Source organism: uncultured Phenylobacterium sp. (assembly GCF_902826855.1).
Taxonomy (GTDB): Bacteria; Pseudomonadota; Alphaproteobacteria; order Caulobacterales; family Caulobacteraceae; genus Phenylobacterium.
In genome coordinates, this window is record NZ_CADEGK010000200.1 from 1 (window position 1) to 8,002 (window position 8,002).

7 protein-coding genes and 2 pseudogenes are annotated in these 8,002 nt (G+C 65.5%); 6 read left to right on the forward strand and 3 right to left on the reverse strand.

What is annotated here, in order from left to right; translation table 11 throughout:
- The coding region (locus tag QZV94_RS20480) for a bifunctional 2-polyprenyl-6-hydroxyphenol methylase/3-demethylubiquinol 3-O-methyltransferase UbiG (RefSeq protein ID WP_293681231.1) at window positions 1-585 on the forward strand (585 nt) is incomplete at its 5' end.
- 528 nt (window positions 586-1,113) lie between these two features.
- Here QZV94_RS20480 and QZV94_RS20485 read toward each other — a convergent pair.
- Window positions 1,114-1,872, reverse strand: coding sequence for a serine protease (locus tag QZV94_RS20485; RefSeq protein WP_293681234.1), 759 nt, complete (start codon window positions 1,870-1,872; stop codon window positions 1,114-1,116).
- 399 nt (window positions 1,873-2,271) lie between these two features.
- Here QZV94_RS20485 and QZV94_RS20490 point away from each other — a divergent pair, with 399 nt between their 5' ends.
- Window positions 2,272-2,505 carry a hypothetical protein gene (locus tag QZV94_RS20490; protein ID WP_293681237.1) on the forward strand — a complete coding sequence of 78 codons (234 nt, stop codon included), beginning with the start codon at window positions 2,272-2,274 and terminating at the stop codon, window positions 2,503-2,505.
- Between the two features lie 156 nt (window positions 2,506-2,661).
- On the opposite strand, the pseudogene QZV94_RS20495 reads toward QZV94_RS20490, so the two are convergent.
- Together QZV94_RS20495 and QZV94_RS20500 are read right to left on the reverse strand one after the other, a co-directional pair.
- Window positions 2,662-2,958, reverse strand: a pseudogene (locus QZV94_RS20495) (IS5/IS1182 family transposase); the annotation flags it as partial.
- A gap of 586 nt (window positions 2,959-3,544) precedes the next feature.
- Window positions 3,545-3,955: a PilZ domain-containing protein gene (locus QZV94_RS20500; protein ID WP_293681240.1), complete on the reverse strand. Its 411-nt coding sequence runs from the start codon at window positions 3,953-3,955 to the stop codon at window positions 3,545-3,547.
- A gap of 88 nt (window positions 3,956-4,043) precedes the next feature.
- Between QZV94_RS20500 and QZV94_RS20505 the strand changes: the two are divergent.
- The 4 genes and pseudogenes from QZV94_RS20505 to QZV94_RS20520 form a co-directional block, all read left to right on the forward strand.
- A pseudogene (locus tag QZV94_RS20505) lies at window positions 4,044-4,404 on the forward strand (integrase core domain-containing protein); the annotation flags it as partial.
- A gap of 83 nt (window positions 4,405-4,487) precedes the next feature.
- On the forward strand, window positions 4,488-4,775 hold the full coding sequence (locus QZV94_RS20510) for a hypothetical protein (protein ID WP_293681243.1): 288 nt from the start codon (window positions 4,488-4,490) through the stop codon (window positions 4,773-4,775).
- A 379-nt stretch (window positions 4,776-5,154) separates the two neighbouring features.
- The gene (locus tag QZV94_RS20515) at window positions 5,155-5,589 is read left to right on the forward strand and encodes a lytic transglycosylase domain-containing protein (protein WP_293681246.1); all 435 of its coding nucleotides are present in this window, start codon (window positions 5,155-5,157) and stop codon (window positions 5,587-5,589) included.
- Between the two features lie 785 nt (window positions 5,590-6,374).
- On the forward strand, window positions 6,375-8,002 hold a 1,628-nt coding region (locus QZV94_RS20520), incomplete at its 3' end, for a right-handed parallel beta-helix repeat-containing protein (protein ID WP_293681249.1).

Consider the following 8,002-nt stretch of genomic DNA (forward strand, 5'->3'; position numbering starts at 1 on the left):
GACGCCATGGGGATGGATCTGTCCTCCGACTTCATCGCCCTGGCTCGCGAGCGACTTACAAGCGACCCCTACTTGAAGTGTTCCGCAGACGACGCTGCGCGGGCCTATCTGGTGCACGATTTCGAGCGCGACGCGTTGCCCGAGGAGCTGCAAGGAACGTTCGACGCTATCATCCTTGAGAGCTGTCTTCACCACTTCTTCGACCCTATCGCGGCCATGCAACACGTTGCTGGAGGGCTGTCACCGGTGGGAGTGGTGCTTATTCTCGAGGGCGAGAATCGACAAGGCTCGATAAAGCCTGAGTACATTCAGGTCATGCTTGAGACTGAGACTTTGGAGCGACCCTACCCCCGCTCGTTGCTCCTGGAGATTTTGGAGCATGCGGGGTTGGTCCATGTTGAATTCCTTGGGTCCACCCCTGGCTTCTTTCCCCAAAGCGCGCCCCTATCCGCCCATATGACCGAGTACCTCAGGGACAGCACCAAGGGCAGTAACGTCTGCGTCTGCGCCATGGACGCGGAGGCCTTGCGACGCGTCGTGCCCTCGTACAAGGGACGGCAGGTGGACCCGGCAGACGAGGCGTAGTTCGTCGCGCCCGCGAGGATCCAGTTCGGCGCAGACTCTAAGCACGATCGCTTGCTGCTACGTTGATGAGAGGTGGGTCTTCTGTTCCGGCCCCGTCAGGTGTCCCTGGCCTCTGGACTACAACGGCCTCAAGCAGCCCCGGGGCGGAACGGGCTCGCAGCGACGAGACCAAGCGGCGCCGAGCCGGTTGTAAAGTTCAACGCCCCGGGCGTGCCGATAGCGGCAAACGGGTTGCCGAGACGTCAGTAAGCGCGCCGCTGCTGACCGTCACGTAGTATGGCGATCTCGGCGACAAGTCGATTGTAGGATTTGTCCGGATCGGTCGCCTCTTGTCTCAGAGCGGGGTAGAACTGGGCCGCGCTTGCGCTTCCAGGCCTCGATGGCCGCCTCGGGCGCCCTCGAGGCCATGGCCTTCGACGATCTGCCGATCGTCGACCGGGCGTCATAGGTGAGGTGGCTTCGGCTCACTCGGGAGGCGTTCTGCGTTCTGGGGAGCACCATCTCGGCTTGGTGAGACGATGGAACCCTCTAGGGAGCAATGCCGCTCTCGCTCAGGAAGCCTTGAAGATCACCCAACATGACCGCGGTCCCGACGACCAGCTGAACCTGTCCCCGAAGCTCCTTGAGAAGGAGCCCTATCGGCTGTCCGTCCAACTCGTCGAGCATGGCCTTTGAAGCGGGCGAGAGCGGCGCCATCTTGCTGACGGCGACGCCGATCACTTCACCGGTTTCGACGAGGACCACAGGCCCCCCGGAGTTTCCTTGGTTGATCGCGGCGTTGAGCACCCATTGGGGGCGGCGGCCGCCAGCAGTCGCCGTGTACGTCAGTCCAGCGACATACCCCGCCCCGAATAACGGCGGCGCGTCATTGTAGCCGCCGGGGAAGCCCCAAAAAGCGATTTGAGACCCGACTTCCACGGAAGTGGCGGCTGAAATCGAAAAGAGCGGGGCGCGGATCCGGGTCGTGGGCGCGATCAGGGCGAGGTCGCGCACCCTATCGGCGCGCAGGACTTCGCCGACGACTTCATTGTTGTTCGGCAGCCGCAAAGTCACCTGTTGGCAGCCACGCACGACATGTTCGGACGAGATGACGTTTCCGCTGCGATGCAGAAAGCCGCTACCCTCCGACTGGGTCGCCGAGCAGATGACGCGGAAGACGGATGCGATGCCGGCGCGCCGGGAGGTCTGTGCCACAGTGGGTGCGGATGAGGGAAGGGGGCTCTCGGCCAGCGCAGGCGTAGCTGCAAGGAAAGTTACCAAGACGGCGATGGCGCCAAAGACCCTCATCTGGACTCCTCCGCGAGAGGGCCACGTTTCGCTCACCGGCGACGTTGGCACTAGCGCCAATCAGGCTCTCGGACGTCTTGTCTCAGAGCGAGCCAAGGTTGGAGCGCTTCAGCGTGGGCGCGTCCAGCGCGCGGACTCAGCCCCTCGGCGCGGCAGGCCTGCACCACGTCGAGGTCGCGGAATGGACCGCGTCGGGAAGCCGCGCCGGACCAGTTTCAAGGGCTGCGGGAGGACGACGGACTTTGCGCAGCGTGTGGCGGGATCCGCCCCCAATCCCTCGGCGGCTTGGCAAGACTCGCCGATCATGGCGTATCTTTGCGAGATCGCCCGCGCTTCATGCGCTGGAGCGCGGCCAGTGATGGGGCCAATCCGCGTAGACCGTTCAAGGAGTCGCTCGCCATGGCCGAGGAGCCGCCGGACCAGATCGACTGGGGCAAGGGGAACGATGTTGGCGATCCGCCCCAACACGCCATCCGCGTCTATACGAACCGGCTTGGTGAAGTTGTTGTCGCGCAAGACTCCAGCGATCCGCTAGGTGGCGACTTCCCAATCATCGTCATTAGGCGCGAGGATTTGCGAACCGTCATCGAGGCGCTTACCCGCGAGGCCGACCTCGCGCCCGCAGCAGTCTAGTGTCCTGACTCAGAAGTTCGCGGACTCGATATCGACTCAGTCGTGACAGACTCTCCTGGCTTGGGGAGGCTGGGGCGATGACGGGGCGAGAATTGGCGGCGGTTGATCGCAGGCCAGGATCTCCTTGCCGGAGAACAGGATCTCCTTGCCGGAGAACAGGATCTCCTTGCCGGAGAAGTAGCCGCGGTCGGCCAGCATCTTGAGGGTGCCCGCGCCCATGGCGGCCTTCGCCTCCTGCCCCGGCCGCTGGTCGGCATGGCCCATGCGTCGGGATCGGTGAGCGAGACCAGGCCGTCCGGCGACGCCGCCACATGGGCCTCCATCGCCTTCAGCGGCTGCATCTGGGCGCGCAGAGTTTCGATTGCCTTTCAGCTTCCCGGCCCGCGCCTCGGCGGCTTCGCCCTCCTGGCGGTCGGCGGTGTCGAGGTCAGCCAGGTGGCCGGCGATGTGCTCGAGGGTGGCTCTCTACGCAGACGATGCGACGGCGATTGTTGAGTGGCGAGGATTGCTCAGCGCCGAGGCTCCGACCTTCGGCGACCGGGCGTCAATCCTCGTGGGATACGGCTGCGAGCCTCGACAGGTCGACTGGCTTAGCGCCTGGCAGATGACAGCCCACTTGGATGGCCGCCACATAAGCCCGCTACACCGCCCGGCATTGCACCGCCAGAGCGGGCCTTCGGCCCGCTCTCTTCGATGTGCTCCAGCCGCTTCAGCGCCGCCTGGCCGAGCGCGCCGCGCGTTGTCGCGTACCGTTGATCGGATTCCTCAGCCCTCAAGTTCCTCAAGGAAGCGACCGACCTGGCGAGCTGCACCAGCATCGCAGCCGAAACACGCGTCTGGCCAGTTTCGTATTCGTGCACCCTGCTGAAGGCTGACGCCGCACCGGTCCGCCACCTGTGCGAGCGTCAAGCCAAGCTCGCGCCGCCGCAGGCCGGCCTCTTGCCGATGGTCGAGTTCAGATCTTCGCGAGTCATCCCGCCAAGTTGGTTGAGCAAACTGAACGTTTCATGCACCCACACCGCTGACCCGCCCTGCGCGCTCAATCTGAGGTTGAGGTGGGCTCGGTGGGCCGCAGGGAACTCCAGACAATCTGAACACCTGCGAGTTCGGCCTTCACCGGCTGGCGAAGGTCATGTTGGGCTTCAAACTTCAGGCCCGCCATGTCGCCGCGCCGCCATCTGACCACAGCGTCACAGGCGACACCCCGGCCAGTATCCACCAACACCAGCCGCGCCGGCAACTGGTACAACGCCCCGACCTCCACCTTGGCCCCCACGCCCGACCGGTCCCGGATGGTGCAATCGGCCCAAATTGCGAGATCGGGACCATAGAAGATTCGCGCAGACGCCTGGATGGGCGCGCGCTCTTCGATCCTGCGTTCCGGCTGTGTACGGCTGTCTATCATGACCGTCTTATAAGCCGATCCCGCCGCCGGAACCGTAAAGTCCAACGCGGCGAGTCGCCGCGCGACGAACTGGTCGTCCGCGCTTAAGCCCGCACGTCCAGGCCACGAAGAAGGAGAGTGCCGTCGCAGCTTTCAAGGGGCCGTGGCCTGCTACACAAACCTCGACGTCACTGTCACCCGGGTGACGACCGACAACGGTTCCAGCTACAGATTCCCACGCTTCCGCGACACCTGCGCCGCCCTCGGCCTCAGGCACATCCGCACCAAGCCCTGCATGCCAAAGACCAACGGCAAGGCCGAGTGCTTCATCCAGACAGCCCCCGCGCGAGTGGGCCTACGCCCAGACTTACCAGACCTCAGACCACCGAACCGCCGAGCTGCCGACCTGGCTGCACCGCTACAACTGGCATCGCCCACACGGCGGGATAAAGTCACAGACACCCATCAGCCGTCTCGGCATGGACGCGGACAACCTATTGAGGCTCCACACCTAGGACAGGTCGCCCTCGACCATGATGACACGTCCGGCGGCCTGCCCGGCGACGCCGGAGACGCCGCCGCGATCGAGGCCGCGCAGGTGGGCGGCAAGCTGATCGACCGCGAGCTGGACGTCCGCCCCACCCTTCGCCCGCGTCCCGGCGCCAGGGTGCTCGTCTTCATCACCAAAGACCTGATCTTGGCGTTACCGCCCATGATCGGACCCTCACATCGTCATCTCTTCGCGGCGGCGATCGTGGCGGGCGCGTGTACGGCCTGCTCGCGGGCGCAGCCCGCGTCCTGGTTGGTCAACGAGACGGCCAGCCTGCCGCGCGGGTTCTACCTGCTGACGGCCACGCCGGTGTCGCGGGCGCGATCGTCGCTGTGACCCCACCGCCATCGGCGCGTCGGTGTCTCACGGGGCTGGGTGCGCCGCCGGGCGCGCGGCTCCTGAAGCGGGTGGCGGCCATGCGCGGTGAGGCAGTCTGCCGCCGAGGCCGGCAGCTGACCTGGCCGAGCGGCGCGGTGACGGCCTTGTCCCTCGACCGACGCGGCCCGCGCTTGCCAGGGCCGCCGGCCGCTGCAAGCCGACGAGATCCTGGTCCTGGGCGACACCCCCAACAGCTTCGACAGCTGCTCCTTTGGACCGGTTCGGCCTGCCGGGATCGACGGCGCCTGCAGGGGAGATCTGGCGATGGTGAACCTTGGCGGCTGTGGTGCGCCATCGCTGCGCGCCTCACCGGACCGGCCTCAGGCGCGGAGCCCGATTGGGCGCGCGCCGGCGCGACATCTTCGCGGCAACGCTGCCGCCGGCCCGAGGGCTGTCGAAGCACCCGCGACGTCGGCCCAGCTTCCCCCGCGCACCCAACCGCTCGACGCCGCCGTCAACGAGGCCGCCGCCAGCCGCTATCGCCAAGCTGCTACACGCCCTGGTCACGGTGGAGAGCGCCTACAGCACGAACGCCCTCTCACCGGAGGGCGCCGCGGGTCTCACTCAGCTGATGCCAGCGACCGCCAAGGACCTGGGCGTCACCGATCGGTTCAACCCCTCGGCCAACCTGTCGCCCGGGCCGGACTATCTGGCGCGCCAAATCCTGCGCTTCGGTGACCTCAGCCTGGCCCTGGCTGCTACAACGCCGGCCCCGACCGCGCCGCCCGTGTGGACGGGTCCCGAACTTCCCAGAAAACCAGGCCTACGGTGACCGCAGTCGTCGATGCTACCTCACCCTCGCAGCGGGGCGATCCGTGCGGACGCGCGGCGATTGCCGGAAAGCAAGCCGTGAGCGATCTCTAGGTTCCACCTCGCCCTTGGCTGACGAGGACGATGAAGACCTCCTGACGTGCGCTGAGGCTCGGCCTACCTCGCCCGCTTCCATGTCCGCATGAAGCCGGCGACGCTGGCCGCATCTGGTCGGTGGGCCAAATGGTCCGCCTTGTAGGCACATCCGCCGCAAGCCCTTCTATCCGCGGGGAGAGCTCCGACATTGGGCATTGCGCCAGCGGACCGGCCTGAGGGCTACGCGCGCCCCCATGGGCGCCGCCGCGTCCGAGACGCGGTGAGCGATGTCGCCTTGGAAGGCCTTCCTCGACCCGGGTGCCCGCGGCGGTCGCTTCCTTCCGGTGGAACGCGGCGCTGGACAGCGTCGGATCTTCGCCGCCGCCCGCGCCATGGGTCGCGGCCCCTGGCGCCATTTGAGCTCGAAGCGAGCGCGCTGGACGATTTGCGAAGGGCTCGAGGCTGAGTGGCGACATTGGTTGAGATGTCGCCGTAACCCACAAGGGCAAGCGCGGCGGTGATAAGCAACATCTCCCTCTCTCATCGGGCCGTTGTTCGACAGGATTGCAGTCTCTAAACCATTAGACAGTTTCCGGCCTCCAACCTACTGTCTGGCTTCGCCATAGCGCGTGCAGTTCGCCCTTACGGTGGCGACCCGGTCCGGCGGCCGTGCTGGGCAGGTTGGGACACGGCCCCGGAGGGGATCGTTTCGTGTATTTCGAATGCGCCACGACGGCATCGTTGATCAAGACCCTGGCGATCGCACAGTCGGGCGACATCATCCTCCTTGCGCCGGGCCACTATGGTCAGGTCTGGCTCCAAAACCTGCACTTCTCGGGTCAGGTCATGATTGCGTCCCAGGATGGGAATGATCAGGCGGTCATCGAATTCCTGAACATCCGCAACTCGTCAGGGTTGACGTTCAGCGGGATCGAGATCGGGATGGAGGCGGGCGGCGGCCAAGGGGTACGAGTGACCAGCTCGACCAACATCCGCCTGGACGAGATGAATATCCACGGGGTGCTCGACGGTGATCCCAGCTACGACGGGACCGGCGTCCTGGTGGAGGACAGCAGCAATGTCAGCATTACGGGAAACGGGTTTCACGACATCACGTCCGGGGTCGGTCACAAGAACACGAACGGGCTGACGATCAGCGACAACGACTTCCGGTTGCTCCGCGCGGACGGCATCGCCGGCAACGACTCCGACAATGTGGTCATCTCCGGCAACCACTTCACGAACTTCTTTCCGCTGGCGACCGATCATGCGGACGCGATCCAGTTCTGGCAGACCGCGCAGTCCGTCACGACCAATATTACAATTACCGAGAATGTGATCGTGCGTGGCGAGGGCGAGAAGATCCAGGGGATCTTCATGACCGCGTCGACCCTGGGCTACGAAGACATGGTGATCGCGGGAAACGCCATCGTGGGCGGCCTGTACCATGGCATCACCGTGGCCAAGGTCACCGATCTGGAGATCCACGACAACCTCGTCCTGGCCTATGACGACCTGACGTCCTGGATCCTCGTCCAGAACTCCAATGATGTGCGCGTCACGGACAACCAGGTCACTTCGATCAGCGTTTCGGGCGGCTCCACGCGCAATGTCGACGTCGTCCAGAGCGGCAACGTGATCGTGGGCAAGGCCGCGGTCGGCGATGCGAGCGCGTTGGAGGCGTGGAGCTTGGCCCACACGGCCTATGTCGCTGGCCCGCGCGATGCGGGCGGTCTCGACGGCGCCGAAACCACCATGCCGGACTATGGCCTCGCTGACGCGACCACCTCGGTGGCGACGCTGGCCTACCAGTTCTTCACGGGGAAGATCCCGACGGCGGCAGGTCTGGATTATCTGGTGTCGCCGAGCGGGCCGAACCCGAACAACCTGAACTCGGCCTACTACCAGGACTTCAACATCGAGAACCGCTACATCAACTTCGCGGTGAACCTGGGCAAGCTGGGCGAGGGCAGGGACGGCTTTGTCTCGGCGTACGGAGGCCTCACCCTCGAGCAGGCCACCAAGAAGGCCTATGGGGTGATCTTCGGCGCGGAGCCCACCAACGCCAAGGTGGATCAGCTGCTGGATGCGACCTTCGTCATCAGCGGCCAGACGCTCAGCCGGGCGGACTACTTCGCCCTCTATGGCGGCGATGGCCTGAACGGCATCGGGACCAAGGCCGCCGTGGTCGGCTTCCTGCTCGTGGAGGCCGAGAAAGCCGATCTCGGCGTCTACGCCAAGTCGAACGCCGCCTTCCTCACCGACCTCGCCGACGGCGCCGCCTACAACGTCGACCTCATCGGGGCCTACTCGAAGCCCGAGTACACATACCTCGGCGG